Origin of the sequence: Luteococcus japonicus (assembly GCF_003752415.1) — a bacterium.
GTDB classification, from domain to species: domain Bacteria; phylum Actinomycetota; class Actinomycetes; order Propionibacteriales; family Propionibacteriaceae; genus Luteococcus; species Luteococcus japonicus.
The window spans coordinates 1,659,899-1,685,595 of record NZ_RKHG01000001.1 but is presented as its reverse complement, the minus strand read 5'-3'; the positions used below and the strand labels follow the sequence as shown (position 1 = coordinate 1,685,595).

At 69.5% G+C, this 25,697-nt stretch carries 30 protein-coding genes and 1 riboswitch; of the genes, 16 read left to right on the top strand and 14 right to left on the bottom strand.

All coding sequences use genetic code 11. The annotated features are described in order from the left end of the window. The first annotated feature begins 50 nt into the window (after positions 1-50). Together EDD41_RS08220 and bioD are read left to right on the top strand one after the other, a co-directional pair. A complete protein-coding gene (locus EDD41_RS08220; RefSeq protein WP_245995573.1) occupies positions 51-1,337 on the top strand; it encodes an adenosylmethionine--8-amino-7-oxononanoate transaminase in 1,287 nt (428 codons plus the stop codon). Between the two features lie 2 nt (positions 1,338-1,339). Next, positions 1,340-2,011, top strand: coding sequence for a dethiobiotin synthase (gene bioD / locus EDD41_RS08215; protein WP_094765465.1), 672 nt, complete (start codon positions 1,340-1,342; stop codon positions 2,009-2,011). 22 nt (positions 2,012-2,033) lie between these two features. On the opposite strand, the gene EDD41_RS08210 is transcribed toward bioD, so the two are convergent. The 3 genes from EDD41_RS08210 to EDD41_RS08200 all read right to left on the bottom strand — a co-directional run bounded on the left by EDD41_RS08210 (position 2,034) and on the right by EDD41_RS08200 (position 4,452). Then, positions 2,034-2,219, bottom strand: a complete 186-nt coding sequence (locus EDD41_RS08210) for a hypothetical protein (RefSeq protein ID WP_123575556.1) — start codon at positions 2,217-2,219, stop codon at positions 2,034-2,036. A 131-nt stretch (positions 2,220-2,350) separates the two neighbouring features. After that, the gene (locus EDD41_RS08205) at positions 2,351-3,571 is read right to left on the bottom strand and encodes a CHAP domain-containing protein (protein ID WP_123575555.1); all 1,221 of its coding nucleotides are present in this window, start codon (positions 3,569-3,571) and stop codon (positions 2,351-2,353) included. 230 nt (positions 3,572-3,801) lie between these two features. Then, on the bottom strand, positions 3,802-4,452 hold the full coding sequence (locus EDD41_RS08200) for a response regulator (RefSeq protein ID WP_170165288.1): 651 nt from the start codon (positions 4,450-4,452) through the stop codon (positions 3,802-3,804). 169 nt (positions 4,453-4,621) lie between these two features. Here EDD41_RS08200 and EDD41_RS08195 point away from each other — a divergent pair, with 169 nt between their 5' ends. Together EDD41_RS08195 and EDD41_RS08190 are read left to right on the top strand one after the other, a co-directional pair. Beyond that, on the top strand, positions 4,622-5,611 hold the full coding sequence (locus tag EDD41_RS08195; RefSeq protein WP_148060511.1) for a hypothetical protein: 990 nt from the start codon (positions 4,622-4,624) through the stop codon (positions 5,609-5,611). A 32-nt stretch (positions 5,612-5,643) separates the two neighbouring features. Beyond that, entirely contained in the window at positions 5,644-6,102 is a 459-nt protein-coding gene (locus tag EDD41_RS08190) for an SRPBCC family protein (RefSeq protein ID WP_123575552.1), read from the top strand. Between the two features lie 64 nt (positions 6,103-6,166). On the opposite strand, the gene EDD41_RS08185 is transcribed toward EDD41_RS08190, so the two are convergent. The 4 genes from EDD41_RS08185 to EDD41_RS08170 form a co-directional block, all read right to left on the bottom strand. Continuing rightward, positions 6,167-6,577: an HTH domain-containing protein gene (locus EDD41_RS08185; protein ID WP_170165287.1), complete on the bottom strand. Its 411-nt coding sequence runs from the start codon at positions 6,575-6,577 to the stop codon at positions 6,167-6,169. A 44-nt stretch (positions 6,578-6,621) separates the two neighbouring features. Continuing rightward, positions 6,622-7,296 carry a membrane protein YczE gene (gene yczE, locus EDD41_RS08180; protein ID WP_245995572.1) on the bottom strand — a complete coding sequence of 225 codons (675 nt, stop codon included), beginning with the start codon at positions 7,294-7,296 and terminating at the stop codon, positions 6,622-6,624. Between the two features lie 227 nt (positions 7,297-7,523). Further along, positions 7,524-7,904: a Rieske (2Fe-2S) protein gene (locus EDD41_RS08175; protein WP_094765457.1), complete on the bottom strand. Its 381-nt coding sequence runs from the start codon at positions 7,902-7,904 to the stop codon at positions 7,524-7,526. 25 nt (positions 7,905-7,929) lie between these two features. Further along, a complete protein-coding gene (locus EDD41_RS08170; RefSeq protein ID WP_094765456.1) occupies positions 7,930-8,889 on the bottom strand; it encodes an acyl-CoA thioesterase in 960 nt (319 codons plus the stop codon). Between the two features lie 233 nt (positions 8,890-9,122). Here EDD41_RS08170 and EDD41_RS08165 point away from each other — a divergent pair, with 233 nt between their 5' ends. Then, positions 9,123-9,635, top strand: coding sequence for a thiolase family protein (locus EDD41_RS08165; RefSeq protein ID WP_211336614.1), 513 nt, complete (start codon positions 9,123-9,125; stop codon positions 9,633-9,635). Next, complete coding sequence (locus EDD41_RS17165; protein ID WP_211336613.1) at positions 9,632-9,910, top strand: hypothetical protein; 279 nt, start codon at positions 9,632-9,634, stop codon at positions 9,908-9,910. Before EDD41_RS08165 ends, EDD41_RS17165 begins: the two co-directional genes overlap by 4 nt. A 422-nt stretch (positions 9,911-10,332) precedes the next feature. On the opposite strand, the gene EDD41_RS08160 is transcribed toward EDD41_RS17165, so the two are convergent. Continuing rightward, positions 10,333-10,755: a PaaI family thioesterase gene (locus EDD41_RS08160; RefSeq protein WP_123575550.1), complete on the bottom strand. Its 423-nt coding sequence runs from the start codon at positions 10,753-10,755 to the stop codon at positions 10,333-10,335. A gap of 69 nt (positions 10,756-10,824) precedes the next feature. Between EDD41_RS08160 and EDD41_RS17795 the strand changes: the two genes are divergently transcribed. The 3 genes from EDD41_RS17795 to EDD41_RS17150 are packed head-to-tail and all read left to right on the top strand — an operon-like array spanning position 10,825 to position 12,607. Next, positions 10,825-11,436, top strand: a complete 612-nt coding sequence (locus EDD41_RS17795) for an aldehyde dehydrogenase family protein (RefSeq protein ID WP_211336612.1) — start codon at positions 10,825-10,827, stop codon at positions 11,434-11,436. Beyond that, positions 11,433-12,347: an aldehyde dehydrogenase family protein gene (locus EDD41_RS17790; RefSeq protein ID WP_281273181.1), complete on the top strand. Its 915-nt coding sequence runs from the start codon at positions 11,433-11,435 to the stop codon at positions 12,345-12,347. The genes EDD41_RS17795 and EDD41_RS17790 overlap by 4 nt, the downstream gene beginning before the upstream one ends. Continuing rightward, positions 12,233-12,607 carry a MaoC/PaaZ C-terminal domain-containing protein gene (locus tag EDD41_RS17150; RefSeq protein WP_245995742.1) on the top strand — a complete coding sequence of 125 codons (375 nt, stop codon included), beginning with the start codon at positions 12,233-12,235 and terminating at the stop codon, positions 12,605-12,607. Before EDD41_RS17790 ends, EDD41_RS17150 begins: the two co-directional genes overlap by 115 nt. A gap of 63 nt (positions 12,608-12,670) precedes the next feature. On the opposite strand, the gene EDD41_RS08150 is transcribed toward EDD41_RS17150, so the two are convergent. Further along, a complete protein-coding gene (locus tag EDD41_RS08150; RefSeq protein ID WP_094765455.1) occupies positions 12,671-13,282 on the bottom strand; it encodes a TetR/AcrR family transcriptional regulator in 612 nt (203 codons plus the stop codon). Positions 13,283-13,530: 248 nt separating this feature from the next. Next, positions 13,531-14,031 (bottom strand): phenylacetate--CoA ligase family protein, encoded by a 501-nt coding sequence (locus EDD41_RS17145; protein ID WP_211336610.1) that lies wholly within the window; start codon positions 14,029-14,031, stop codon positions 13,531-13,533. Between the two features lie 156 nt (positions 14,032-14,187). On the opposite strand from EDD41_RS17145, the gene EDD41_RS08140 reads away from it, so the two are divergent. Continuing rightward, positions 14,188-15,375, top strand: a complete 1,188-nt coding sequence (locus EDD41_RS08140) for a hypothetical protein (protein ID WP_170165159.1) — start codon at positions 14,188-14,190, stop codon at positions 15,373-15,375. Positions 15,376-15,494: 119 nt separating this feature from the next. Further along, complete coding sequence (locus EDD41_RS08135) at positions 15,495-16,775, top strand: hypothetical protein (protein WP_148060510.1); 1,281 nt, start codon at positions 15,495-15,497, stop codon at positions 16,773-16,775. A gap of 72 nt (positions 16,776-16,847) precedes the next feature. Here EDD41_RS08135 and EDD41_RS08130 read toward each other — a convergent pair whose 3' ends face one another. The 4 genes from EDD41_RS08130 to EDD41_RS08115 all read right to left on the bottom strand — a co-directional run bounded on the left by EDD41_RS08130 (position 16,848) and on the right by EDD41_RS08115 (position 21,246). After that, positions 16,848-17,168: a hypothetical protein gene (locus EDD41_RS08130; RefSeq protein ID WP_148060509.1), complete on the bottom strand. Its 321-nt coding sequence runs from the start codon at positions 17,166-17,168 to the stop codon at positions 16,848-16,850. A gap of 201 nt (positions 17,169-17,369) precedes the next feature. Then, complete coding sequence (locus EDD41_RS08125) at positions 17,370-19,493, bottom strand: YhgE/Pip family protein (protein ID WP_211336609.1); 2,124 nt, start codon at positions 19,491-19,493, stop codon at positions 17,370-17,372. Further along, the gene (locus EDD41_RS17140) at positions 19,493-20,368 is read right to left on the bottom strand and encodes an ATP-binding cassette domain-containing protein (RefSeq protein WP_123575546.1); all 876 of its coding nucleotides are present in this window, start codon (positions 20,366-20,368) and stop codon (positions 19,493-19,495) included. The genes EDD41_RS08125 and EDD41_RS17140 overlap by 1 nt, the downstream gene beginning before the upstream one ends. Positions 20,369-20,424: 56 nt before the next feature. Further along, positions 20,425-21,246, bottom strand: coding sequence for a PhzF family phenazine biosynthesis protein (locus EDD41_RS08115; RefSeq protein ID WP_123575545.1), 822 nt, complete (start codon positions 21,244-21,246; stop codon positions 20,425-20,427). A gap of 205 nt (positions 21,247-21,451) precedes the next feature. After that, a riboswitch (TPP riboswitch) is annotated at positions 21,452-21,545 on the top strand. Here EDD41_RS08115 and thiM point away from each other — a divergent pair. The 5 genes from thiM (at position 21,539) to hchA (ending at position 25,419) form a co-directional block, all read left to right on the top strand. Further along, positions 21,539-22,339, top strand: a complete 801-nt coding sequence (gene thiM, locus EDD41_RS08110; RefSeq protein ID WP_094764553.1) for a hydroxyethylthiazole kinase — start codon at positions 21,539-21,541, stop codon at positions 22,337-22,339. Its footprint overlaps the riboswitch before it by 7 nt. Further along, a complete protein-coding gene (thiE, locus tag EDD41_RS08105; protein WP_245995571.1) occupies positions 22,336-23,019 on the top strand; it encodes a thiamine phosphate synthase in 684 nt (227 codons plus the stop codon). The genes thiM and thiE overlap by 4 nt, the downstream gene beginning before the upstream one ends. Then, positions 23,016-23,825, top strand: a complete 810-nt coding sequence (thiD, locus tag EDD41_RS08100) for a bifunctional hydroxymethylpyrimidine kinase/phosphomethylpyrimidine kinase (RefSeq protein ID WP_123575544.1) — start codon at positions 23,016-23,018, stop codon at positions 23,823-23,825. The genes thiE and thiD overlap by 4 nt, the downstream gene beginning before the upstream one ends. 1 nt (position 23,826) lies before the next feature. Beyond that, positions 23,827-24,471 carry a TenA family protein gene (locus EDD41_RS08095; RefSeq protein WP_123575543.1) on the top strand — a complete coding sequence of 215 codons (645 nt, stop codon included), beginning with the start codon at positions 23,827-23,829 and terminating at the stop codon, positions 24,469-24,471. A 111-nt stretch (positions 24,472-24,582) separates the two neighbouring features. Then, the gene (gene hchA / locus EDD41_RS08090; RefSeq protein ID WP_123575542.1) at positions 24,583-25,419 is read left to right on the top strand and encodes a glyoxalase III HchA; all 837 of its coding nucleotides are present in this window, start codon (positions 24,583-24,585) and stop codon (positions 25,417-25,419) included. Positions 25,420-25,697: the final 278 nt, after the last annotated feature.

Sequence of the window (25,697 nt, the reverse complement as noted above, 5' to 3'; positions counted from 1 at the left end):
TTCAATTCGTGCGCTCGCAAGGGCACCCCGAGGGCGGAGCAGGCATGGTCATGACAGCCGAACACGTGGCGGCAATCGACCGGGCGCACCTCTGGCATCCCTACAGCCCCAGCCCCGCCTCCATGGCGGCGCTGCCCATCGCCAGGGCCAGCGGCGTCCACCTGCACACCATGGACGGGCGCCAGCTCATCGATGGCATGAGCTCCTGGTGGGCGGCCTGTCACGGCCACGGTCACCCGCTGCTGGTGGCTGCCGCGCACGAGCAGATCGACGCGATGAGTCACGTGATGTTCGGAGGCCTCACGCACGAACCCGCTGCCGCACTGGCGGCGAAACTCGTCGAACTCACCGACGATGCCCTCACCCGCGTCTTCCTGTCGGACTCGGGCTCCATCAGCGTCGAGGTGGCCATCAAGATGGCCTTGCAGTACCAGCGCGGAGCCGGCCATCCCGAACGGTCCCGGCTGCTCACCTGGCGCAGCGGCTACCACGGTGACACCTTCGCGGCGATGAGCGTCTGCGATCCCGATGGCGGAATGCACGCCCTGTGGTCGGGGACGCTTGCCGAACAGGTCTTCGCGCCCCCACCTCCGGTCCGCGGCTCCTCGGCCGAGATCCGCGACGCCTACCTGGCCGACTTCGAGGCACTGGTGGGGCCGGATGTGGCCGCCGTCATCATCGAACCCGTCGTCCAGGGTGCCGGCGGGATGCGCTTCCATGACGCGGAACTGGTGGCTGGAGTGCGCCGGATCTGTGACCGCCACGGGGTGCTGTTGATCGCCGACGAGATCGCCACCGGATTCGGCCGGACCGGGGAGCTCTTCGTGACCTCCTCGGTGGGTGTGACGCCGGACATCCTGTGCGTCGGGAAGGCCCTGACCGGCGGATTCATGACACTGGCCGCCACCCTGACCACCGCTGCGGTCGCGGGGGCCATCGCCACCCCGGCCGGTGGCGGTGCGCTGATGCACGGGCCCACCTTCATGGGCAATCCGCTGGCCTGTGCCGTCGCACTGGCCTCGCTGGACCTGGTGGGGACGGGCTACTGGCGCGAGAGCGTGCCGCGGATCGAGGGGGGACTGTGCGACGGCCTGGCATCGCTGGCGGACCTGCCGCATGTGGCCGATGTGCGCGTCCTGGGCGCGATCGGCGTCGTCGAGCTGCGTGAGGACTGTGACATGGCGGCGGCCACCGAGGCCGCCCTTGCAGCGGGGGTGTGGTTGCGGCCCTTCGGGCGGCTCGTCTACTGCATGCCGCCCTTCATCAGCACCACGGACCAGGTGGCCCGGATCTGTCGCGGGCTCCGGGCCGCCGTCACCGCCTGCGGAAAGGCCTGACCATGACCATTCTCATCGTCACCGGCACCAACACCGACGTCGGCAAGACCATCGCCACCGCGGCTCTGGTCAGCCGCTTCGCGGCCGCGGGCAAGGAGGTCCGCCCGCTCAAGCCGGTGCAGACCGGCGAGCCCGTGGGGCAGGGCGATGCCACCACGGTGGAGAGGCTGACCGGGGTCCGCGGGCATGACCTGCTGCGCTTCCCGGAGCCGCTTGCCCCCAACCTCTCGGCCCGGCGGGCCGGGATGGCCCAGCCGGTGCTGGCCGAGGTGGTGGCGTGGGTGAGGAGCTTCGACGGTCCCGGTCGCGTCGTCCTGGTGGAGGGCGCCGGGGGCTTGCTGGTGCGCCTGGCGGATGAGTGGACCATCGCGGACCTGGCCGCCGAGCTGGCGGCGCCCCTGCTGGTGGTGACCTCCACCGGTCTGGGGTCACTGAATGCGGCAGAGCTCACCGTCGAGGCCGCTCGACGTCGTGGTCTTGAGGTGCTTGGGCTGGTCGGGGGCGCACTGCCCGCCGAGCCGGACCTGGCCACGCAGCTCAACCTTGCGGAATTCGCCGTCGTGACCGGCGTCCCCCTGCTCGGCTGCCTACAGGCGGGGGCTGGCGGCCTGTCGCCCGAGGGTTTTGCGCAGGCAGCACTGCAGGTGCGGCTGCCAAGTCTTCCCGAAGGCTGACTCCCGAACCCCGTCGAGGGGATCAGGCGGTCAGTCGGTGCCAGAGCTGGCTGACGGAGTGCAGCAGGGGAGTGTGCTGGTGGGCCTCTTCCTCGGGGCGGGTGCCGGTGCTCTCGAGGGGATCGTCGGTGGTGATGGGCGGGAGGTGCGAGCCGCTGGTGATCAGGGCGCGACGGATGGCGGGATTCAAGGTGGTGACAAGTGCCACTGGCTTCTCCATTCACCCAGGAAGCCGGCGTCCCGCGCAGGCGCACGACGGGAGCCGCGACGCTAGGACTTGATGTGGTGTGGTTCTTACCCTATTCTGCCACGCCACTCCAAGGCGAAGCTGTGAAGACCTCAGGCTGGACGATGCCCCGCCAGCCCCGTGGCAATCACGGTGTGGTTGGTGATCCGTGAGGCCGTCACCGTCCGGGTCGCGAGAGCCCCGGTGCCGGTGACCACCGTGAACCGGCCCCGCTCGTGCGAGACCAGCTGGCCAATCCGGTAGTCAGATGAGACCATCGTGGGCCTGCCCAGGGCTCCCGTGGCGGTGCTGGGGTAGCGCAGCAGCTTCTTGTCGGAGGTGTTGACCAGGAGATCGGTCCGGCCGTCCTGGGTGACGTCGTCGATGCCGGTGACCGTGGTCCACCGGCTTGTCGGGGCCAGTTGCCGCATGCCGCTCAGGCCGCTGCGGCTGACCGAGAACTGTCGCACCTCTCCACTGGTGTAGACCGCGACGACCTGACGGCCGCTCCCTCGCATGGAACCTGCGTCGGTCAGCGCACGCACCGACAACCAGCCGCTGCCAACCTGCCGCTTCGGCCCCAATCGACCCCCGCCGGCCGACGGATACAGGAACAGCAATCCGTCGGAATTGCGTCGCGCCAGCAGGTCCGGCAGGCGGTCGCCCGTGATGTCGTCGAGCTGTGTGACCAGGCCCATCTTCTCCCAGCCGATGCCGACCCGCGGCCCGCGACGCAGGGCCCCGCGTGCCGGGACGGTGTCCGCAAACAGGGCGCCGACGGGATCGATCCGGTACTGCAGGCGCTGGTTGGGCAGGTCCTTGAAATGGATGAAGCCCTTCGGCCAGCGGTATCCGGGCTTGATGGTGACGTACCGGAAGCCGTTGTGGTTGTCGTAGTTCATCTCGCTCACCACCACGGAACCATCGGGATTGACGTACTCGACGAAGGCGGCGTGGTAGTTGTACCAGGCCACCGCGCCCCGGGCCGGCGTCATGTTCACCGGGATGCCAGCCCGACTGGCGGCAGTGCCCCAATTGTTGGCGCTGCCGAAACGCTGGCCCAGGAAGGAGTGGTTGTCATAGCGCAGGCCGCTGACGGTGTTGAGGCGATGGGCCACCCAGCTGACGCACTGGCCCTGGTAGGCATGCCACTGGTCGTAGATGCAGCCCGTCGTCACCCCGGGGGTTTCGACGCAGTCACTGGCACTGGGATAGGGGTAGCCCTCATTGGCCCAGGCAGTCTGCGTGCCGGCCGCCGCATGCGCCGGTGGGGCGGCCAGGCAGGACGCGGCCAGGATGGTGGACAGGCCGAGGGCTGCGGTCCGCAAGGGCATGGGGTCTCCTGTAGTGGTGGCTGACATCCCCCGACGGGCCACGACGCACAGTAGTGGACTCCTTGCCCATGCCGGGTCCTCTTGGGAGATCTTCAGGGACTCAATCGTCCTGGGGCTTGCCGGCCCCACTCAACCGGGGACGACGGTGAGGCCAGTCCCCTCGTCGAGGAGCCATCACTGCGTCGGCCATCAAAGCCTGACAGGCGCCCAGGTGCAGGGCCCCTGCTCGGTCAGCCCTCGAAGTAGCCGTCGCGCTCGGCGTGGCTCAGGGCATCCGGTACGCCGTGGACGGTGCGGCCGAGCATCCGGTACTTCGAGGAGACACGTCGCAGGTAGGTGTCGACGGTGGAGTCCGAGGCGGGCGGGTTCATCAGGCGCCCGACGGACTTGCGCGGAATGCCCTGGTGCAGGAGTTCCAGCGCCTCGATCTCACGCGGAGCCAGGCGCGGGGTCAGGCTGGGACCCTTGATCAGCACGTCGGCCAGCTGGCTGGAGACCGCGAACTCGCGGGCGGCGGCGCTCTGGATGGTGCGGATCAGCCCGTCGAGCGGGTCATTCTTCAGCGCCAGACCCAGAGCACCTGCGGCAACGGCGCGGCGGATGGGCATCGGACGCAGCTCGGCGGTGTAGACGACGCTGGGAATGCCCATCTCGTCCAGCTGTGCCACCACCTCGGGGCCCCTCAGTCCGTCCTTGAGCTGCAGGTCCACGAGGGCCACGTCCACCGGCTCCTCGGCCACGCGACGGAAGAACTCCTCGGGTTCCGTCACGGAGTGCACGATGGCCAGTCCGCCGGAACTCGCCTGCTCGATGGCCTGGAGACCGGCAAGGACGACGGGGTGGTCGTCAAGGGCAGCAAGCCGCAGGGGGGAGGTGTTCACGGGGGTCCTTCTGAGCAGGGGTGGCCAACGAATCGGGGAGCTGGCCTGTCCTCACCCAGTGTTTCAGCCGCTGGGTCACAACACCAAGACACGGGACTTGACGTTTCGCTGAGAGACATGCCCACGGCCCGTGGCCGTGCCGCTGGATGGGCATCCCTAGGCTGGGGGCGTGGACATGGATGCGGCGCGCAAACTGCTCTACGGCGGGGCGCCGGAGGACTTCGTCGCGACGCGTCGCGCGCTGGCGCGTCAGGCACGCGCGGCCAAGGACCGTGAGCTTGCGAGACGCATCGAGGGCCTGCGCAAACCGTCGCGCAGCGCCTGGTTGGTCAACCAGCTGGCCCGGGACCCGCAGGCAGACCTCGGCGAGCTGTTCTCCTTGGGCCCCCTGCTCGCCCAGATGCACACCGCGGGTAGTCCGGAGCAGCTACGGGAGCTGACCATCCTGCGGCGTCGCACGGTGGCTGCGCTCGTCGCGCGGGCGGTCGACGTGGGGCGATCTCGCGGCCAGACGGTCACCGAGCCGGTCCGCCGAGAGGTCGAGACCTGCCTGGAAGCAGCCCTGTCCCATCCGGAGGCGGCGAAGCAGGTGCTGCAGGGGTGTCTGGTCAAGGCGCCCACCACAGCTGCGGCCTTCCCGATGGACCTCTTCGAGATGCCGCCGGCACCGGCCACCCCCGGCCCGGACCCCACGCCCGAGGGTCTTGCGCCGGTGATTCCCCTGCCGCGTGATGACGAGGAACGCGAACAGGCCAAGGCCGAACGCGAGAAGGTCCGGGCCGAGCGGGAACGCCAGCGGGCCGAACGGGAGGCGCAACGGGCGCGCGCCCACGCCCTGGCCGAACGCGTGCAGGCACTGGAGAACCGGTTGTCTGAGGTGGCGCTTCGCGTGGGGGAGGCCGTCGACCAGGAAGCAGGGGCGACGGCCCGCGCCCAGGCCGCAGCTTCTGCCCGGGAGCTCGCCGCCCGAAGGGTGGTGGAGGCCCAACAGTGCCTCCAGGAAGCCACTCGGGAGGCAGAGGAGGCCGCCGCCCGGCACGACGAGGCGACGGCCCGGCACGACGAGGCGACGCGCGGGCTCCGGGAACTGACAGCGGAACAGGAGCGGCTCGCAGCTGCCCTGCAGGCGCTTCGTGAAGGCGTGGAGGTCATTGACTAGGCTGGCGATGACCCTCGACACAGGAGTTCGCCATGCCCCAGCTCATCCATTCCGTGCAGCGCGTCGTGCAGGCCTCACCCCAGGTGGTCTTCGACATGTTGGTCCACCCCGCCCGACACTGCGAGTTCGACGGCAGCGACACCGTGCGCAGTACCGTCACCGGCCCCGAGCGCCTCAGCCTGGGCGACGACTTCGGGATGACGATGAACAAGGCGGTCAGCTACACCTCCAGCAACCGCGTCGTCGAGTTCGAGGAGGGCCGCCGGATCGCGTGGCAGACCGGTCTCTTCCGCGGGGACAAGCGAATCCTCGGCGGTCAGGTGTGGCGCTACGAGCTGACCGACCGCGGTGACGGCAGCACCTTGGTCAAGGAGAGCTTCGACCTCACCCACGCCCGCCCTGCCGCACTGCTCAGCCGTTTCGCGGCTGGGCCGACGGTGGCCAACATGCGCCGGACGCTGGAGCGGATGGCCTCGCTGTACGAGGGCTGATCGACTCCGGCTTCCGCCGGCCGAGCCACGCGTCCGCTGGCCGAGCCTGTCGAGGCCATCCCGCTCAGAACAGGCTCGGTTCGTCCAGCAGGTTGCGGAGCTGTTCGCGGGTCTGGACCAGCCGTTCGGGGAGGTCCGCGTCCAGGAAGTCCAGCGCGAGTACCAGCGCCATCACCTGGTCGTCGTCGAGCCGCAGCGGTTGGCGTGCCCGGGAGACGTCGAGCCAGACACCGCCTCCCGTCCCGCCCCGGCCACGCAGCGGCAACCGGGCGGCGCGCAGCCGTTCGAGGTCGCGCTCTACGGTGCGTTCCGAGACACCAAGCCGTTCGGCCAGCGCGTCCACTGCCAGCGGCTCACCACGCTGCGCCAGCAGTACGTGCAGAACCTCCTGCTGGCGGGCGAGCTGCCGGGCCAGCGTGCGGGGATCCGCGGGGTGTGCCGGCCGTGGCTTGCGGCGACGAGGGGTTCGGGTCACCCGTCCAGTCTCTCCCGCGGATGGGCTGGGCGGAAGGGGTATGTCTACGGGGCGGTGCGTTCTGGGTGGAGCCGGACCAGGCACAGTGGCAGCAGCAGCTGGGTGAGGGGCCCGATGGCCAGCGCATAGGCAACCGTTCCCAGACCGACGGGCCCGCCCAGCAGCCAGCCGAGGGTCAACACGGTGACCTCGATCAGGCCACGGATCAGGCCGATGGGGCGGCCGGTCAGGCCGGTCAGGGAGGTCATCAGGCCGTCGCGGGGTCCGGGACCGAGCTGACTGCCGATGTAGAGGGCGCCCGCGAGCCCGTTCAGGACGATGCCGGAAACCAGCAGACCCGCCCGGGCCAGCCAGTTGACCCAGCCCTGCAAGGCCGGCTCGTGCACCACGGCGAGTGTCGCGTCGAGGGCGATGCCCACGACGAAGATGTTCAGTATCGTCCCCAGCCCCGGCCACTGCTTCAGCGGGATCCACAGCAGCAGCACGAGGCATCCGACGAGGATGGAGACGGTCCCGATGCTCAACGGAACATGTATGGCGATGCCCACGTGCAGCACGTCCCACGGCGACATTCCCAGGCCGCCGCGCAAGACCAGCGCGATGGAGACGCCGAAGATCACCAGCCCCACCAAAAGTTGGGTGATGCGACGACCCATCCGCCCCGCACGCAGCTGTTGCATGGGGGACAGGTTCAACAGGCCTGGGCTCTGGGCATCCATGCCGTCCATCGTCGGGGCCGCAGACAGCCGGGCGCCACTCGGTCCAGTCTCCGGGCAGCTGTCGGCCCGGGCGCCGACGGGCCTCTTCGACCCCCCAACTGTCCCTTCGTCCCCCGTGCACGGGGGTCGAAGCAGCAGGCAGGGGGTCGAAGAGGTCTTGCGGGGGTCGAAGCGCTCCCGGAGCGGTCAGAGACCGCGCGTGATGATGGTGAACCTGCCCGGGGCCCTCACTGCCAGACGCGCAGCTGGTCCCCGTCGACGCGGACCTTGGCTCCGGCCAACGGCTTCTCGGCCGGGCCCGACTGGACACTGCCGTCGGCCAAGGAGAAGACCGAGCTGTGGCAGATGCACACGATGCCACTGGCCTCGAGCTTGCTCACCACGCAGCCAGCATGGGTGCAGTGCTTGTCAAAAGCCTTGTAAGAGCCCGGTTCTGGCTGCGTGACGACGAAATTGGCGTCGGGCATGATGTAGCCGCCGCCCACCGGGACCAGGCTGGCCGGCAGCTGTGCGGATGGCTCGCCGGAGCCGCATCCGGACGTCGCGATGGCTGCTGCGGCCAGTCCGCCGAGCCCGAGTGCCTGCCGGCGAGTGATCTCGAAGGGCATGTGGCCAGTCTAGTGAGGAGTCCTCCTAGTGAGGCACTTCGCGCGGAGCGGTGCGCGCGAGGCCCTGGCGGATGTCGATCAACCGCTTGGCATGCTCCTGCAGCGCCAGGTCCTCGGGCAGCCGCGGGTTCCAGGAACGCACGTGCCGCTTGCGGGTGCCCGTCTCGTCCAGCGCGACGAGCACCATCAGGCAATGGGTGGTGAGCTCCATCTCGCCCTTCATCGGGTCGCCGGAGCGCACGTGCACGCTGACGTGCATGGAGCTGTGGCCGGTGTGGATGAGGCGTGCCTCCACCTCAACCAGGTGGCCGATCTGGATGGGCCGGTAGAAGCGGACGCCACCGGCGAAGACGGCGATGGCCGGCCCCTGGTGCCAGGTCTCGGCGACGAGGTTTGCGGCCTCGTCGATCCACTCCATGGCGATGCCGCCGTGCACCTTGCCGCCCCAGTTGACGTCGGTGGGCTTGGCGAGGAAGCGCAGGGTTCGCTGGAGCGCCTCGGTCTGGTCCGTGTAGACCTGCTCGGCCATGTCCTTCTCGATGGCCTTGCGGCCGTCGATCCGGCGGATGGCGATGACCTGCTGTTCCCTCTCCCATTCGGTTTCGGCGGTGAAGGTGGGCACCTCGACGGACTTCCCGTTGCCGTCGGTGGCGACGAAGATCATCAGGCACTGGCAGGTGACCTCCAGTTCGCCCCCGGTGGGGTCACCGGAGCTGACGGTGCACACGATGTGCATGGAGCTGCGCCCGGTGTGCACGATCCGGGCCTGGACCTCGACGAGTTCGCCGACGCTGACCGGCTTGGTGAAGCGAACATTCCCGACATAGGCGGTGACGCAGTAGCGCCCGCTCCAGGCCACAGCCTCCGCATAACCCGCCTTGTCGATCCAGGCCAGAGCCGTGCCGCCCTCGACATGCCCCTTCTGGTTGCCCTCCATGGGTGCGGCGAGGAATCGCAGGGTGGTCTGGCGTTGGCTGCCGGGCATGCTCGGGCTCCGTTCGGGTCACGTGGGTGTGTGAAGTGGATCACAGTCTCTCCTGTGTGACGGGGGGCGGCAAGGCGGCGTCCACTCGTGCGGACCGCTCATTGCTAAGTTACCGTACGTTCGTTAAGTTAATTGAGATTCTCGGCCGCACCTCTGCGCCCGGGTGGCCTGGCTGCTGGCGGGCTTCCCGGATACCGAGCCCGGTATCACCGTGAACCGGCTGCGCCTCCGGCATGAGCGCCATCGGGCTCGCCACCGCGATTGTGCAGTCCGGCCAGGCCGAGGTCATCGTCGCCGACGGCGTCGAGTCCATGTCCCGCGCACCGTGGGTGACGGCAAAGCCCACCACGGCCTTCGCCAAGCCGGGGGAGAGCTTCGACACCTCCATCGGCTGGCGCTTCGTGAACCCCGTCTTCACCGCGCAGGACAAGATGACCTACTCCATGCCGGAGACCGCGGAGGAGGTTGCCCGCGCCGACGAGATCGGCCGCGAGGAGGCCGACGCCTTCGCCGTGCGCTCGCACGAACTGTCTCTGGCCGCCATCGAGGCCGGCCGCTTCGAGCCCGAGATCGTTCCCGTCCCGGTCGCCGACCGCAGGGGCAGGGTCACCATGTCCAACACGGACGAGGGGCCGCGCCCGGGCACCAGCATGGAGGTGCTCGGCAAGCTCAAGCCCGTGGTCAAGGGTGGTTGCGCGGTGACGGCCGGCAATGCCTCCAGTCTCAAGACGGGGCCTCCGCGGTGATCGTCGCCAGCAAGGCCGCCATCGAGAAGTACGACCTGTTGGCCCGCGTCCGCGTGGTGCAGGTGACGGCAGCCGGCGTGCCCGCGCCGATCATGGGCATCGGACCCGTGCCCGCCACCCAGAAGGCGCTGGAGCGGGCCGGTTGGGAACTGGGCAGCATCGGGGCCGTTGAGTTGAACGAGGCCTTCGCCGGGGGACGACCCCCCTTGGACCCTCGCGCCCTCGCGCGCACCGCTCCTCGCAGGCTCGGAGCTGCGCTCGGGGAGGCTGGGTGACCCCTGTGGGGGAAAAGACCTCGGGCCCGCCAGCTGGTGCTGGCGGGCCCGGGGTCCTGCGTGGACGTCTTCCCCCGAATCCGTCCACGGGTCATGCGTTCGGCCCCATCCCCCGATGTGGCCGGGTTGCCCATCTCGTCCCCCGAGTTGGTGGGCGGTGCCAGCGTCTTCCCCCGAATCTGCTGGCGTCGGCTTCCCGTTCCCCCCGAACGGTTCGCCCCTCCGTAGAGCGGATCCCCCGATCCGATCTTCGGTGATGAGTCAACAATCGTGCATTTAAGTAGTGAACACAACTTAAGATTTGAAACTGCCCATTAGGCTCAGGTGCTGGACAGGAAGAGGGCCTCTAATGTCCCCTGATCGCGTGTCATGGTCATCCAGACAAGGGCTTTCGTGTCACCCGTTTGGGGGACATGGGGGCTTCATTCGTGGGTGATGAGCATATTGGTGATCCGAAAGGTGCTCAGCAGTCGGCCCTGTTCGTCGGTGATGTCCACCTGATGGCAGTCCAGGGTGCGTCCGAGCTTCACCGGGGTCGCAGTGGCCGTCGCGAAACCGTCGTGCGCCGAGCGCAGGTGGGTGGCGGCCACGTCCACCCCGACGCACTTCATGCCGTGCGTGCTGGCATGGATCAGGGCGGCCCAGGAGCCGGCGGTTTCACCGAGGCTCAACATGGCGCCTCCGTGCAACAGCCCCAGGGACTGACGGTTGCCCTCGACCGGCATTCGCACGACAACCTTCTCCACGCCCTGCTCCACCACCTCGACGCCCATCTTCTCGTCGAGCTCGCCCAGGGCGATCCGCCACGGTTCGTGGGGGCCGATGGCTGGATTCGTGGTGCTCATGATGCCCTTTCGTTCGGTGGATGGAATGTGGCGGGACGGCCTCTCGCGGGCGAGAGGTGCCACAGCCCCATGACGACGCCCCAGAACCTGCCCATCGTCCCCAGCTACACCTGCGGCGAGTGGTGGAGCCCCGCCGACAAGGTCCGTGCCACCGAGGTGCTCGACGCCAGCACCGGCGAGGTCGTCGCGCGGGTCAGCACCGACGGCCTGGACATCGCCACCGCCGTCGAGCACGCACGCACCGTCGGCCAGAAGTCCTTGGGGGAGCTCACCATCCATGAGCGCGCTCTGCTGCTGGAGGAGATCGCCACCTACCTCAACGGCCGCAAGCAGGAGCTCTACGACCTGTCCTTCGCCACCGGGGCCACCCAGCGGGACCACGCCAGCGACATCGACGGCGGCATCGGCACGATGTTCACCTTCTCCTCCAAGGGCCGCCGCGAACTGCCCAATGCCCATGTGATCGTCGACGGCGCTCCCGAGGTGCTCAGCCGCGACGGCAGCTTCATCGGACGCCACGTCCACACCCGCCTCGACGGCTTGATGGTGCAGATCAACGCCTTCAACTTCCCAATGTGGGGAATGCTGGAGAAGTTCGCCCCGGCCTTCATCGCCGGAGTCCCGACCATCGTCAAGCCCGCCACCCCCCCGGCCATGTCACCGAGGCCTGCGTGCGAATGATGGTGGAGTCCGGCAAGGTGCCCGCCGGCGCCCTGCAGCTGGTCAGTGGCTCCGCGCGAGACCTGCTGGACCACCTGGACATGCGCGACATGGTCGCCTTCAACGGCTCGGCCGGCACCGCGAGCAAGCTCAAGCTGCACCCCGCCGTCACGGAGCGCGGCTGCCACTTCACCGCGGAGACCGACTCCCCCAATGCCGCCGTCCTGGGCAGCGACGTCACCGTCGACAGCCCGGAGTTCGACGCCTTCATCAAGGCGATCATGGTGGAGATGGCCGTCAAGGCGGGCCAGAAGTGCACCGCCATCCGTCGCGTCGTGGTGCCGCAGGCCATGGTGCAGCCGGTGGTCGACGTTCTGCAGGCCAAGATCTCGTCGAAGATCGTCGTCGGTGGCCCCCGCACCGAGGGCTCCACCATGGGCCCGCTGGCCTCCCTCGACCAGCGCGAGGAGGTGGCCAAGGCCGTCAACGCCCTCGTGGAGACCGGCGGCAGGATCGCCTTCGGCCACGGCTCCCCGGTTCCGCACCTGGTGCACGGCGGCCCCGGCCGCGCCGGCGGTGGCGAGGAGTTGGGTGGTGTGCGCGCCGTCAAGCACTGCATGCAGCGCCTGGCCGTGCAGGGCGGCCCGGACCACCTCACCGCCATCACCGGCATCTGGCACACCGGTGCCGCCACGAACAGCGTCAGCCGTTCGGACGTCGATTCTGGCAAGGGCAAGCACCCCTCCGCAAGAGCCTGGCCGAGCTGGGCATCGGGGACCAGTTCCGCTCCGAGCTGCGCACCGTCACCCTGCAGGAGATCACCGACTTCGCCCACGAGACCGGCGACACCTTCTACGCGCACACCGACGAAGCGGCCGCCATGGCCAACCCCTTCTTCCCGCGTCGCGTCGCCCACGGCTACCTGCTGGTGACCTGGGCCGCCGGCCTGTTCGTCGACCCGGCCCCGGGGCCGGTGCTGGCCAACTACGGCCTGGAGAACCTGCGCTTCATCACGCCGGTCACCTATGACGACCAGATCCGCGTCACGCTGACGGCCAAGCAGATCACGCCGCGGGTCACCGACGAGTACGGCGAGGTGGCCCGGGACTGCGTGTTGCACAACCAGGAGGACGAGATCGTCGCCCCCTATGACGTGCTGACCCTCGTGGCCAAGTCCTGGCCCGCCGCCTGACCATCCGGTCCCAAGGGGGCTCCCGAGCGTCTTCATCTTGCGCCTTGGGTCGGGCGACGGGAATCAGGGGCGGGCGCGGAAGCCGTCCATCGCGATGGTGCGGACATTGTGCACCAGCTCGTCGACGTCGGCGGTGCCGTCAAGCTGGTACCAGTCGACGATGGAGTTGACCATGCCCAGCATCAGGCGGGTGGTCGCCTTGGCGCCCAGGTCCGGGCGGATCAGCCCGTCCTGCTGGGCGGTGCGCACCAGCGCCTCGATCCGCTTGGTGGCGGCCCGCCTGCGGGCCATGGCTGCCAGCTCCACCTCGGTGTTGCCGCGCAGCCGCAGCAGCAGAGTGACATAGGGACGCTCGGTCACCAAGAGGTGGACGCTGTGCTCCAGGAGCCATTCGACCCGGTCCAGGCTGGTGCCGGCCTGCGCCTCCGCCTCGGTGATGGTGCCCTCCAGCGCCCCCAGGGCCCGTTCCACCGCCATCTCCAGCAGCTGTTCCTTGGAGTCGACGTGGTGGTAGATGGCGGACTTGGAGACGCCCAGTGCCTCGGCGAGGATCCCGATCGATGTCGCGTGGTAGCCGTGCTTGATGAACTCGGCGACGCAGACCTCCAGCAGCGCTTCGCGGTCGTAGCCGGGACGGCCCCGGCGCTGGCTGGTGGTGGTCTTCTGCGGTGTCATCGTCGTCCTCTTCCCCTCGACAGGCTCGGGGATCGTGGTGGGTGGTGCTCGGGGAGCGTGGGGGTGCTCGGTTTCACGGGGCGGCGGGTGCTACTGAACGTTCAGTATCTCCCATGCCATGCACGCGCAGCACCCCGCCTCCGGGTGGAGCGACGGGGTGCTGGTGGGAAAACTGAGAACCCAGGGGAGGGTAGGACGAAACTGGAACGTGCCAGTCCTCGAGTTTCCTCTCAGTTTGGGCCCCGGGATCAGGGCTGACCGTGGAGCGGGGCCTCGGGGCGCAGGTCGTGGATCCGCTTCATCTTGGCCTCGGAGCGGGCGAGCTCCCCGGGCTCGGCAATCTGCACGGCGCAGGAGGAGCCGATCCGCACCTGGACCCCGCGGGCCAGCATCCTGGCGGCCTGGTAGCCGTCGTCGGTGGTGGAGTCCGGGCGACGCTCGACGCGCACCATCAGCTCGTCCATCCGGCCGGGCCGGGTGATCTCCAGCACGAAGTGCGGGCTGAGCGTCGGCTGCTCCAGGATGATCCGCTCCATCCGACGGTGGCCGGGGCGGGCCGTGCCGGGCAGCAGCCGGGTCAGGTCCTTGGTGCGGTAGCGCACGATCGGCAGGGCGTGCTTTCCGAGCGAGGTGAAGACCAGCTCACCCTGGGTCTCGTCGGCCACCGGCTTCATGTCCTCGTCGACGATCTCGGGCAGGAAGAGGTCCTCCCAGATGTGCGAGCCGTCCTGGGTCTGGGCCTCGTGCACGGCCGCGGCGATGGTGGTGGCGAGGCCTCCTCCCGCTCCAGCTGCGCCTCTTCCTGGCGACGCAGGGTGTGGAATCGGTTGGCTCCCCCTGTGTCGAGCGTGCCCCACCCGGGCTTCAGGAAGGCCGCAGCAGGCTGGCCCCCTACGATCAAGGACATGGACCCCGTGCTGCAGCCCGTCATTGACGACCTCCTCGTGTGGGCAGGAAGGCGTGGACACCAGCTCGACGTCGATCTGCTGGTGCAGGCGCTGGACCTGCGCCTGTTGCATGACGACCTGGGGGACAACCACTGGCCGGCCGGCAGCGTGCGGCAGTTGATGGTGGAGCGTTACCCGGCCAGCGGTCCCGTCGAGCCGCCGGCCGCGGAGGAGCTGCTGGCCACCCTCGAGGTCTTCTGGCGCTTCCTGCGCAGCGACGGCCGGATGAATGTCCGCTCGGCGAGCCCGGCGGAGCTGGTGGCCGAGGGTCGCAAGGCGCGTGGGCGGATGGCGAAGGCCTGCCAGGAAGCCGCGATGGTGACTGCCCGCCGGGCCTTGGCGGAACAGGAACAGGCCCGGGACCGGCTCATCCCTGCTTCCGACGTGCGCGCCAGCGCCGCGGACTTCCGCGCCAGCGGACTGTGGCGGCAGCTACGTGCCCTGATGGACTGGGTGGCCGCCGGCCCGGAGGGGACCCGCCAGGTGCTGCCGGTGGGGGACCTGGAGATGGGGCAGGTGCGCGAACTGTGGGAGCTGCTGGACCTGGGCGTCTGGACGGGGCGTTTCCGCGCCGCGGACTTCGACGCCGACGAGGTGCCGGCAGCGCTGGCCAGCGTGCCGGTCGTCAGCCGCGTCGCATGGGATGAGGGATGGGCGGTGCAGGCGGACTGCCCGGCCGTGGACCGTCTCTGGTGGGTGGCGGTGCGAGCCGGGCTGCTGACCGTGGTGGAGGGAACGGCCCGGGGCGTCCTGGACGAACCGTCGGATGCCCAGGGGTGGGTGGAGCTGGCGATGGCGGTGCTCTACTGCACCGCCGAGTGGTGCGCCTACGAGACCAGCCTGGAGGCCCTCTGCCTGGTGCTGATGATGACCAGCGAGCCGGCCGGCGGCGGTCCCGCGACCCTGCGCGAGCTGGTGCAGGCCTGGGTGGACTCCGTGCGGGCGGACCTGCTGGACCTGGGAATCGCCGAGACCTCCGCCCTCGACGAGGCGGGCTGGGACCTCGTGCACGGCATGGCCCTGTTCGACGACGCGAACCTGTGGCGCCGGGGACACCGCATCGAGGGCACCGCCCTGGGCTGGGATTTCTGCACCGTGCTGAGCGGTGCGCTGGACGACAACGGGGTGCTCGGGCTCCAGGAATGATTCCGCCCTCGGCGTACCTGGTCTCCCAGCCATTGGCGCGCCCCACCCGAACGGGTAGCCTCCCCGAGGGTGGCGCATTGCTTCACCCACCAACCGTTCGCTGATCAGGAGGAATGTTCGTGGCCATCAACATCAATCTGGGTCCCCGGCAAGATGTTGAGACCTTCTCCCAACCCATTGCACGAAGCTTCATCGGTTTCGACCCCAAGGTCAGCGACGAACAGCTGTGGAATGCCAACCGCGGCGTCTGGGAACTGCCCGAGCAGGCGAGGGATGAGCAGTTCGCCACCTTCAGCCATGACGGGACCATCCGGCTGGTCGCAGAGCTGGAGGGTATCGAGAATGTCGACGTCGACGGCACCCCGATGCAGGCCCTGATGGGCCGCCTGCTGCACCGCGGGGATCCCGTGCGCGACGCGCTGGTGGGCCAGAGCGTGGATGCCACCGAGGTGGGGCCCAGCATCATTGACACCGCCGAGCTGGACGAGATGCCGGCCGCCGAGCGCTATGCCCCCAATGACCGGGCCCACCGGACCTTCCTGATCACCCATGACACCGAGAAGTGGTTCTGGTCGCCGGAGGACGAGGCCGAGCTGGTGGCCCGCACGGGCGCGGGGGCCACAATGCGCGAATGCTGGTCCGCCGGCGGACGCAAGCAGGGCATCGAGCCGGGGGACCGGGTCTACCTGCTGGAGCGCTGCGAGGGGCTTCCCCGTGGCGTGCGCGGCAGTGGCGTCGTCTCCAGCCGCATCTTCCAGGGCGAGCACTGGGATGACCCGAACCGCAACGCCAACTACATCGACATCGACTGGGACCTGGTGCTGGAGAGCGACAAGGCCATCCTGCTGGACATCCTGCAGCGCGATGTCCCGGGCTACGCCTGGACCCCGCGCAAGAGCGGCGTGGAGCTGCACCAGCCGATGGCCGGGGAGATGGACGCCCTCTGGGCCCGCCATGTGGGTGAGGACGCCCCCGCCCTGGTTGACGTGGAGGTCGGCTGGAGCGTCGACGACTCCCGCCGTCGCGTGCTCAGCACCGCCGCCCGGGACCGGATCCGTGAGGGCTTCGAGGAGGACGGCTGGGAGGTCGCCGACACCAATGAGGACCGCCCCTATTGCGCCGTGGCCTTCCGGGGCGGGGAGCAGCGCTACCTCTTCGCGAAGGGTGCCGAGACCGTCGGCCGCCCGGTCTTCCTGACCTCCGGCGAACTGGAATTCGTCAAGGAGAACCCGGAGACGTGCGTGCTGGGCGTGCTCAGCGACGTCGAGTTCGAGCGCGGCAGCATCGTCGAGGGCAGCGAGGGCATCTTCACCGTCGTCCCGCTGACCCATGAGGAAGAGGCCTACGTGCCGGTCCTCTACCGCCACGAGCCCCTGCCGAAGGAACCGACCAAGGGCTGATCCGCCCAGGACGCGACGAAGGCCCGCAACCGGGAGGGGTTGCGGGCCTTCGTCGTCGTATGGGCCGGTTGCTCAGGCGTTGACGAGGTCGCGGCGCCCGGTGCGGTGGTCGTCGTCGAGTGCCACGGTGCAGGGGGCGCCCCTGCCACCGGGACAGTTGCTCCGGGCTCGGGTCGAGGATGACCGCGGTGGCGGCGCTGCCCGTGGCACTGAGGGTGATCGCCCAGGCCAGCCAGGGCAGAAACCAGTAGCCGAGGCCCACAGGTCGATCGGGTCGATGTGGTTGCGGTGTGGTGCCAGCATCAGGACGGCCACCAGTGCCAGGCCCAGCTGATTGCCCTGGTGCCATGCGCGCAGGTGGACCGGGACGAGCCCGGCCAGCACCATCGGCACCCAGATCCCACGCCCGTGGCGCGCAGGCCGGTCCGGATGGCTCCCCGGATGGTGCCGGGCAGTGTCAGGTCCTCCTCCGCCCGCCGTGGCCAACTGGCCTGCGCCCGGCGTGGCTGCGTACGGCGGCGCGCAGGTGGACGATGGAACACCCCCACAACATGTCAGGTGTGCAAGCCTTTTGCCAGCCGCGCGGGTACTGGCTCAGTGCTGCAGCGGTGGGTGCAGGTCGCTCATCCGGAAGCGTTGCCGGGCCCCGACGGCCAACACGTCCAGGGCCAGCGTCGTCAGCCCGATCACGGCCAGCACCAGCACGTCGCGGGTGAAGTGGCTCCACAGACCGCCGGAGATGACCACCCGGAAGGCGTCGATGGAATAGGTGATGGGCATGAAGGGGCTGATCCAGCGGAAGAAGGGCGGCAGGATCGCGGCCGGATAGGTGCCTCCGGTGGAGGCCAACTGGAGGATCAGCCAGACCAGGAGCAGGGCGGAACCGGGCAACCCCAGGGCGGTGCGCAGGAAGTGGGCGATCACGCTGAAGACCAGCGCCACCAGCAGAGTCAGCCCGACGGTGGCCAGTCCGTGCACCGGGTCCAGGCTGAGCGTCATCCACACCGTCGCCAGCATGACGAAGGCACCCGTCGCGGCCACGGTCCCGAAGGGGACCCAGGCGCTCAGCGCCAACCGCAGGGGGTTCATCCGGCCCGACAGCAGGCGGCCGGAGATGGGGCGCATCACCAGGAAACCCGAGATCCCGAAGACCCACATGGCGATGGAGAAGAAGAGCGGTGCCAGGCCGCGGCCGTAGACGTGCGCGGGGTTCTCCACCAGCGTGTTGACGTGTGCCGGCTTGCTGAGCACCTGGGCGGCGCCGTCGGCCTGCTCGTCGGTCAACGCCGGGATCTGCTTCACGCCATCGGTCAGGCCCTTGGTGAGCTGCTGTGAGCCGGACACCAGCTGGCCCAGGCCCTTGTCCAGTTTGGTCATGTTGGTGTCCAGGGTGGTCAGGCCCTCGTCCAGCTGTCCCATCCCGGTGGACAGTTGGCTGATGCCGCCGCCCGCCTTGGCCAGACCCGCATTGAGGGTGCCGGCCCCCGTGGTGGCCCTGTCGATGCCGGCGTGCAGGGTGCCCGCGCCAGCGGCCACTTGCTGGGCGCCGGCGTTGAGCTGCGTCAGCTTGGCCGAGGCGTCCTTGAGGTCCGTGGCGGCCGCCGAGTCCTGCACCCGCTGGTTCAGCAGCGAGGAGCGGGTCGACGCCCGGGTGGCGGCCGCGGCCACCCGCTCGTTGCGGGCCTGTGCCTCGGCGAGCTTCTTCTGCGCATCGGTGTAGGCGGTGGAGTCGGCGACGCCGGGCACACTGCCCAGGGTGGCCAGGGCCTGCTCCACGGCGTCCAGCCGGGTGTCGACGGAATCGGTCGCGCCGTTCACGTCGGAGCTGACGGCCTGGATGTCGGAGTCGATGGCCGCCGAGTCCTTCTTCACCTGGCCCTGGACCTCTGCCGCCCGGTCCAGTACCGGCACCACGCCGTCGGCCAGGGTCTGCGTACCTGCCGCCACCTGTTCGGCGCCGGTGGCCAGCTTCTGTGAACCCGTGCCCAGCTCGGACAGGCCGGCCTGCAGGTCCGTGCCGCCCTGCTCCAGCTTGCCGAACTGGCTGTCCAAGGTGCTGGCGCCGGTGGCCAGCTGGGCGGAGGCGTCGGAGGCCTTCGTCGCGCCGGTGGCCAGCTGGGCGGAGCCGTCCTTGGCGTCGGTGAGCCCGGTGGTCAGCTTGTTGGAGCCGTCACGGGCCTCGACCATCCCGTGGCGAATCTTGTCCAGGTTGGCGAAGACGGCCTCGAAGTAGGCCTGGACGGCCGTCTCGTTGACTGCCATCTCGATCTTGTTCTGCGCCTGCCCGGTCACCGAACCGATCACGAAGCCATTGGCGTCATTGCGGTGCATCGAGATCTCCGCGCGTCGCGGATGGTCGCCTGAACCACTGACCAGGTTGGCCGAGAAGTCCTTGGGGACGTGCACCGTCAGGTAGTAGCGGCCGTCCCGCAGGCCGTCCTCCGCGTCGGCGGCGTCGGTGAGCCGCCAGCCGAAGTCCTGCTTGGACATCAGGTTCTCGGTGAAGTCCCGCCCGGCGTGCACCTGTTGCTTGTTGTAGGTGACGCTCTGGTCCTCGTTCACGATGGCCACCGGCAGGTCCGCGAGGCGGCCATAGGGATCCCAGTTGGCGGCCAGGTAGATGGAGCCGTAGATGACGGGCACGAGGGTGGCGAAGATGAGGGCGAGCTTGGGCAGCAGGCCCCGGAAACGTCGCAGCTCGAAGCGGGACAGCAACATCAGGCGTCCTTGGTGGTGTCAGTGGGGTCAGTGGGGGCGTCAGGAGTGTCAGGGGTGTCAGGGGTGTCAGGGGTGTCAGGGGTGTCAGGGGTGTCAGGGGTGTCAGGGGTGTCAGGGGTGTCAGGGGTGTCAGGGGTGGGGTCGGCTGGGCGAGTGGGGATGGGCCGGGTGGGCGAGGCCTGGTCCTGCGCGTGCCGCGGCAGGTGCAGCACGAAGCCCGCGTCCTGGGGCAGTGTGGGCTTGTCCAGGTGCCAGACGACGGCCTTCGCCGGCAGCGGGCTCTGGTCCAGGGCGCTCATCACCACGTGCTGCCCGTCCTCCAGGAGGATGTCCAGGCCATCGTGGATCCATCCGAGCTGGCGGTCGGTCAGCGACTCGTCGATGTCGTCGAGCACGACATAGCGGCTCGGCGCGAGGCAACCCAGTACCAGCGTGAGCAGGGTCCGCTCGACGGCGGGCATGCGGTCCACCCACTGCTCGGGGTCGAAGCGGTGGCCCAGCTCCCGCTCCAGGTGGGCGAAGCGCTCCCGGCCGCGGCGCACCCCGATGCCCTCCGCGATGGCTCGCTCGTCGCGTGACTCACCGATGGTCAGATTGGGCTCCAGGTCCGCCAGACCGGTGATCCGGGCCACGGAGACCTCCCGGCGCAGCTTGCGGGGGTGGGCGATGCCGTCGATCTCGCCGACGGTCAGTTCACCCTGGACACCCTTGAGGCGCCCTGCCAGGGCCAGCAGCAGGGCCGAACGGCCGGAGCCCTGCTGGCCGGTGACGACGCCGAGCTGGCCGCGGGGCAGGTCCATGTCCACCGGGCCGAAGACCATCGACGTGCGCCCGGCCATCTCCAGGCCACGGGCCTGCAGCAGTGTCTCGTCCATGCCCGCAATATATTCGCACCAAACAGTGTAGAGAAATGCTCTTTCTTCGCTGGGACTCAGCTTTCGATGGCGCCGCGGACCCGGGTGACCACCCTGCCGCCCACCCAGATGTCGCTCCCGTCGTCGTGGATCCGCACCCGGCCGGCGCGTCCCACCTGACCTCCCTGGGCCGCTACGTAGGTACTGCCCACCAGGCCGCGCTCCCGCAGCCATTGCGCCACCGCGCCGTTCAGTGAGCCGGTCACCGGGTCCTCCCGGTCATCGGTGATGGCACGAACCTCGTAGGCGGCATCCCGTCCCGGCTCTTCCAGGCCCACGAGGCCGACCTTTGCGTCAGCACGGTCCGCGCGGGGACGCACGGCACGCACCGCCTCGGCACTGCTCAGCTGCACCATCCGCCAGCCGGGGCCGTTGTCACCCCACGCATGGGCGACGACGTCCTGGGGTGACAGGTCCAGGACACGCAGCAGCTCGGCGAGTTCGTCGTCGGGCAGCGGGCCGGCACGCAGGCAGGGCGGGGTGGCGAAGGACAGCTCGTCGTCGGCGACGCGCACCGGCACCAGGCCGGCGCCGCACTCCTGGACGACCACACCGGGGGTGCGGGGCTGCCCGTCGAGCTCCAGCCAGGCGCGGGCCGTGCCCAGCGTCGGGTGCCCGGCGAAGGGGAACTCCTCGAAGGGCGTCATGATCCGTACCCGGTAGTCGGCCTCCGGGGTGGTGGGCCGGAGCAGGAAGGTGGTCTCGGAGAAATTGGTCCACGACGCGATGGCGCGCATCTGCTCCGTGGTCAGGCCGTCGGCCTCGGCAACCACCGCGAGGGGATTGCCGCTGAAGGCGGTGGTGGCGAAGACGTCGATCTCGAAGAAGGGATGGCGCATGCCCACCATCCTTGCGCGCCTGACCAGTCCATCGGGTCCGGGCCGCGGTGCCTGTGCGTCGGGTCCTCTCCCTCACAGATCAAGCTACGTGAGTTGCGCCACCCCGCACCCACACACCCGCACCCACACACCCTCACCCCACGCCCACGGCTCCGTGGCTGTGCCCCCCGGCAGCCACTGGCGGCCCGACGTGCGATAGCCTTCCGAGAAGGACGCGGGGTGCCACGCAGGTGGCTGAGAACAGACCCGTCGAACCTGATCTAGTTCGGACTAGCGAAGGGACGTCTCTTCAATGAGCACATCCGTCATTTCCCCGGCAGAGCTTGCCGATTCCCTGCGCACCCTGCGTGCCCAGACCCCGTTGGTGCAGTGCCTCACCAACATCGTGGCGGCGCAGTGGACGGCGAATGTCCTGCTGGCGGCCGGTGCCGCGCCCGCCATGGTGGACAACCCGGAGGAGGCCGGGGTCTTCGCCGGCGTCTCCTCCGGCGTGCTGGTCAACACCGGCACCCCCTACAAGGAGACCTACGACGCGATGCGGGTGGCCTCCGCGGCCGCCCACAGCGCCGGGACCCCGTGGGTGTTGGACCCGGTGGCCGCCGGCGGCCTGCCGGTGCGCACCGCCTTCGCCGTCGAGGTACTGGCCAACCGTCCGATGATCATCCGCGGCAATGCCTCCGAGATCTCCGGCCTGTCGGGTGGGGCCGGCGGCCGCGGCGCGGACTCCACCGCAGCCCCCCAGGAGGTGCTGGACCTCGCCCACGAGCTGGCGCGGAGCACCGGCGCCGTGGTGGCCGTCTCCGGCGCAGTCGACCACATCACCGACGGGGAACGGCTGGTCCGGATCCACAACGGCCACGAGGTGATGACCCGGGTGACGGGCGTGGGGTGCAGTCTGGGCGGCCTGATGGCGGGCTTCGCGGGTGTCAGCGAACCGCTGCTGGCCGCCAGCGCCGCCACCGCCCTGATCTGCGTCGCCGCGGACAATGCCGTCGCCACGAGCCAGGGGCCCGGGAGCTTCGCCGCAGCACTGCTCGACCAGCTGGCCCTGGTCACCCCGGAGGAACTGGAAGAGAAGGTGAGGTTGTCATGAAGCCCACGTGGGCTGAGCGCCCCCTCACGTCGGCTGAGCTTGTCGAAGCCATGAGCGTCTACCTGGTCACCGACACCGGCATGTGCGGTGGCCCCGATGGAGTGGTCCGCACCGTCGCCGCGGCCGTCGACCACGGCGCCACCTTCGTCCAGGTCCGGGACCCGGACATGCCGGACGAGGACTTCCTGGCGCTGGCGAAGGGCGTCGTCGAGGTGGTGGCGGGCCGGGTGCCCGTCGTGCTGAACGACCGCGTGCACCTGGTGGGCGCTTCGGGAGCGGACGGGGCGCACATCGGGCAGGGCGACATGCCGCCCGAGCAGGCGCGGGAACTCCTGGGGCCCGACGCCATCCTGGGCCTGTCCGTGGAGCGCCGCGAGCTGGTGGAGGCGGCCAACGCGCTGCCGGCCGGGACGCTCGACTATGTGGGGATCGGGCCGGTGTGGGCGCAGCAGACCAAACCGGATGCCCAACCGCCGATCGGCCCAGACGGGCTGGCCGAGCTGGCGGCGCTGAGCACGGTGCCATCGGTGGCCATCGGTGGCATGGGGGGCCCCGGGCGGATCGCCCCCATCAAGCCGACGGGGGCTGGAATGGCGATCGTCAGCGCCATCTGCGCCGCCGAGGACCCCGGTGAGGCCACCGCAATGATCGTGCGGGAGTGGCAGGAGGCGACGGCATGATCCCCAAGGTGCTGACCATCGCCGGCGTCGACCCCAGTGGCGGCGCGGGAATCTTCGCGGACCTCAAGGCCTTCAGCGCGCTGGGTGGCTACGGGATGGGCGTCGTGTGCGCGTTGACGGCGCAGTCCACCACGGGTGTGACGGGTGTCTCCGGCGTCGAGCCGGGCTTCGTCTGGCAGCAGTGGCAGACGCTGGCCGATGACATCCTTCCCGACGCGATCAAGATCGGGATGCTGGGCAGCTCCCCGGTGGCCGAGGTCGTCGGACGGATCATCGACGACTACCACGTCCGCGGCGGGGAACACGTCGTGCTGGATCCCGTGATGGTGGCCACCAGCGGCGACCGCCTGCTGGACCGCGAGGCGGAGGCTGCCGTGCGGGCACTGGTCCCGAAGGCCTCCCTGATCACCCCGAACCTGCCCGAGGCGGCGGTGCTGCTGGGGGTCGACGAGGTGACCGAGGCCTCCGCGATGGCGGGCCAGGCCAAGGCGCTGCTGGAGCTGGGGGCTCAGCGGGTGCTGCTCAAGGCCGGGCACCTGGCGGGCGGCGAGATGGTGGACATCTACGCGGACGCGCAGGGCGTCGCGGAATTGGCGGCACCCCGCGTCGAGACCGTCAACACCCACGGCACGGGCTGCACCCTGTCCTCGGCCATCGCGACCCTGCGGCCGCAGCGCGACGGCTGGTTGGAGGCCGTCAGCGACGCCAAGACCTGGTTGACCCACGCACTGGAGCACGCCGACGAATTGCACGTCGGCCACGGGCACGGGCCGGTGCACCATTTCTGGAACCTCTGGGAGGACTGACATGAGATTCACCGACGAGATCTGGGCCGAGGCCCGCCCCATCCTGGACGCCATCGAGCAGCACCCCTTCGTCACGGGGCTGGGCGACGGGAGCCTGCCGCGCGAGGTCTTCGCCGGCTACATGACGCAGGATGCCCTCTATCTGGCCGACTATGCGCGGGCGATGGGCATGCTGGCCTTTCGAGCCACCGATGCCGATGACATCACCTTCTGGGGTGTCGGGGTGCAGGGGGCCATCGTTGCGGAGCGCGAGCTGCACGCCGCCCATGTGGAGGTGGGCGCCGGGCAGATGTCGCCGAGTAGCCGTGCCTACACCAGCTACCTGCTGGCGACGGCCGCCGCTGCCCCCTACGAGGTGGGTGTGGCCGCGATCCTGCCCTGCTTCTGGATCTACCAGTGGGTGGGGGACCGGTTGTTGGCCACCGCCGGTGACCTGGCCCAGCATCCCTACGGCGACTGGATCGGCATGTATGCCGATCCCGCCTTCGCGGAGTCGACGCTTCGGGCGCGCGAGATCACTGACCGCTTGGCCGAGGCCGGCTCCGACGAGGTTCGCGTCCGGATGCGGGAGGTCTTCCTGCAGGCGTCGCGCTACGAGTGGATGTTCTGGGATGCCGCCTGGCGCCAGGAGACCTGGCCGGTCTGAGGCCTTGCCGGGCCAGCTCCTGTCAAGGCTTCCTCTTTCCGCGAACCCATGCGGTGTCGGGGGCCGCGGCGCGCAAGACTGGGCTCATTCCATGACGTGAAGGAGACCCAGATGTTCGACTCCAAGAAGCCCCAGCCGGACACCGCCGAGCACGACGCCTGGTTCCCGTCGGAGTTCTCGCTGGCGCAGTACGTGCCGCCGATGACGGACTACGAGGCGGCCGAGCCGGGCACCGTGGCCAGCGGGCCGCGCAAGATCTTGATGATCGCCACCGACGAGCGCTACTTGCCCGTCGAGGGCGGCCAGCTCTTCTCCACCGGCAACCATCCGGTCGAGACCCTGCTGCCGGTGATGCACTTGGTGCAGGCCGGTTACGAGGTGGAGGTGGCGACGCCGTCGGGTCTGATGGCGAAGCTGGAGCTGTGGGCCTTCCCGGCCAAGGACCAGGCCGTCAAGGACGCCTACGAGGCGCTGCTGCCCAAGCTGAAGGCGCCGAAGAAGCTGGCCGACGTGATCGCCCACGAGCTGGGTGCCGGTTCTGACTACGCTGCCGTCTTCATCCCCGGCGGGCACGGCGCCATGATCGGACTGCCGTCCGACGAGCAGGTGGGGACGGTCCTGCGCTGGGCGCTGGACAATGACCGGCACATCATCACCCTGTGCCACGGTCCGGCCGCGCTGCTGGCCGCCGGGGATGCCTTTGCTGGCTACAAGATCGCCGTCTTCCCCGACAGCCTCGACGAGGGCGCCAACGTGAAGATCGGCTACCTGCCCGGCAAGCTCACCTGGGCCCTGGGTGAGCGGCTCAAGCAGCGGGGCGTCGAACTGGTCAACGACGGCATGACGGGCGCCGTCCATGCCGACCGCCTGCTGCTGACCGGCGACAGCCCGTTGGCCGCCAATGCGCTGGGCCAGCTGGCCGTCGAGAAGCTGCGCGAACGGGTCTGATTCACCGGGTCCTTTCCCGTCGTGCGGCTCGCCCCCAATCCGACCTAGCTTGATATCGCAGTACCCAGCTTGGGCTACAACCCAAGCTGGGTACTGCAATATCAAGCTAGGTGGGACGTGAAGGCCTCAGATTGGGAGCCCCTGCCGCTGCCTGTTCAACCGGATGGCGACGGTGAGCACGTCGGCCGTCTCCCGGCGGTTGCAGCCGCGCAGCACCGGCATCTCGATGCCCCGAGCGCGCAGCGGCTTGTGGACATCCTTGAGCAGGACATCGTGGG

Bases quoted from the DNA above. Each gene is read 5' to 3' on its own strand.
- EDD41_RS08115 (WP_123575545.1), bottom strand. From the start codon at position 21,246: ATGCGCCATCCCTTCTTCGAGATCGACGTCTTCGCCACCACCGCCTTC.
- EDD41_RS08205 (WP_123575555.1), bottom strand. From the start codon at position 3,571: ATGCCCTTGCGGACCGCAGCCCTCGGCCTGTCCACCATCCTGGCCGCG.
- bioD (WP_094765465.1), top strand. From the start codon at position 1,340: ATGACCATTCTCATCGTCACCGGCACCAACACCGACGTCGGCAAGACC.
- EDD41_RS17790 (WP_281273181.1), top strand. From the start codon at position 11,433: ATGATGGTGGAGTCCGGCAAGGTGCCCGCCGGCGCCCTGCAGCTGGTC.
- thiM (WP_094764553.1), top strand. From the start codon at position 21,539: ATGAGCACATCCGTCATTTCCCCGGCAGAGCTTGCCGATTCCCTGCGC.
- EDD41_RS08220 (WP_245995573.1), top strand. From the start codon at position 51: ATGACAGCCGAACACGTGGCGGCAATCGACCGGGCGCACCTCTGGCAT.
- EDD41_RS08165 (WP_211336614.1), top strand. From the start codon at position 9,123: ATGAGCGCCATCGGGCTCGCCACCGCGATTGTGCAGTCCGGCCAGGCC.
- EDD41_RS08125 (WP_211336609.1), bottom strand. From the start codon at position 19,493: ATGTTGCTGTCCCGCTTCGAGCTGCGACGTTTCCGGGGCCTGCTGCCC.
- EDD41_RS08160 (WP_123575550.1), bottom strand. From the start codon at position 10,755: ATGAGCACCACGAATCCAGCCATCGGCCCCCACGAACCGTGGCGGATC.
- EDD41_RS08190 (WP_123575552.1), top strand. From the start codon at position 5,644: ATGCCCCAGCTCATCCATTCCGTGCAGCGCGTCGTGCAGGCCTCACCC.
- thiD (WP_123575544.1), top strand. From the start codon at position 23,016: ATGATCCCCAAGGTGCTGACCATCGCCGGCGTCGACCCCAGTGGCGGC.
- EDD41_RS17140 (WP_123575546.1), bottom strand. From the start codon at position 20,368: ATGGACGAGACACTGCTGCAGGCCCGTGGCCTGGAGATGGCCGGGCGC.
- EDD41_RS08170 (WP_094765456.1), bottom strand. From the start codon at position 8,889: ATGCCCGGCAGCCAACGCCAGACCACCCTGCGATTCCTCGCCGCACCC.
- yczE (WP_245995572.1), bottom strand. From the start codon at position 7,296: ATGGATGCCCAGAGCCCAGGCCTGTTGAACCTGTCCCCCATGCAACAG.
- EDD41_RS08140 (WP_170165159.1), top strand. From the start codon at position 14,188: ATGGACCCCGTGCTGCAGCCCGTCATTGACGACCTCCTCGTGTGGGCA.
- EDD41_RS08175 (WP_094765457.1), bottom strand. From the start codon at position 7,904: ATGCCCTTCGAGATCACTCGCCGGCAGGCACTCGGGCTCGGCGGACTG.
- EDD41_RS17795 (WP_211336612.1), top strand. From the start codon at position 10,825: ATGACGACGCCCCAGAACCTGCCCATCGTCCCCAGCTACACCTGCGGC.
- hchA (WP_123575542.1), top strand. From the start codon at position 24,583: ATGTTCGACTCCAAGAAGCCCCAGCCGGACACCGCCGAGCACGACGCC.
- EDD41_RS08150 (WP_094765455.1), bottom strand. From the start codon at position 13,282: ATGACACCGCAGAAGACCACCACCAGCCAGCGCCGGGGCCGTCCCGGC.
- thiE (WP_245995571.1), top strand. From the start codon at position 22,336: ATGAAGCCCACGTGGGCTGAGCGCCCCCTCACGTCGGCTGAGCTTGTC.
- EDD41_RS08095 (WP_123575543.1), top strand. From the start codon at position 23,827: ATGAGATTCACCGACGAGATCTGGGCCGAGGCCCGCCCCATCCTGGAC.